Here is a 742-nt window from a genome sequence, read left to right as displayed (position 1 = left end):
TCGCGCCGGAGTCGCGGTTTCACAAGAAGCCGGTGTTCTGGGGGCAGGCGTCGCAGCGGGGGTCGGACGAGTTCGGCGAGGGCGGCGACGTCTCGGGTGGCGGTGCGTATACGCACATGACGATGGTGGCGGGGAACGCGACGGGGTTGCGGAATCTGTTCAAGCTGTCGTCGCTGGCGTCGATCCAGGGGTATTACCGCAAGCCGCGGATGGACCGGGAGCTGATCGCGGAGAACGCGTCCGGGATCATCGCGACGACCGGCTGCCCGTCGGGCGAGGTGCAGACCCGGTTGCGGCTGGGGCAGCGGGAGGCGGCGATCCAGGCGGCCTCGGATTACAAGGACATTTTCGGCGCGGGGAATTTTTTCCTGGAGTTGATGGACCACGGGCTGCCGATCGAGCGGTCGGTGCGCGAGGGTTTGCTGGAGATCGGGAAGCTGCTGGACCTCCCGCCGCTGGCCACGAATGATTCGCACTACGTGACGAAGGACCAGGCGGACACGCACTCGGCGCTGCTGTGCGTGCAGGCGGGCAAGACGCTCAACGACCCGACGCGGTTCAAGTTCGACGGGGACGGTTATTTCCTGAAGTCCGCGGAGGAGATGCGCGAGTACTGGGACCGGGAAGTCCCGGGGGCGGCGGACAACACGTTGCTGATCGCGGAGCGGGTCGAGTCGTACGAGGACGTGTACACGCACAAGGACCGGATGCCGGTCTTCGACGTCCCCGAAGGACACACCGA

Annotated in this window: 1 protein-coding gene; it reads left to right on the top strand. The window is 66.3% G+C overall.

The window, feature by feature from the left end; translation table 11 throughout:
• A partial coding sequence (locus tag WA670_RS45045; protein WP_336162306.1) for a PHP domain-containing protein occupies positions 1 to 742 on the top strand: 742 nt, incomplete at both ends.

It is taken from the genome of Amycolatopsis sp. VC5-11, from assembly GCF_037034185.1.
GTDB classification, from domain to species: domain Bacteria; phylum Actinomycetota; class Actinomycetes; order Mycobacteriales; family Pseudonocardiaceae; genus Amycolatopsis; species Amycolatopsis nivea.
This window is presented reverse-complemented; position numbering and strand designations above follow the sequence as displayed.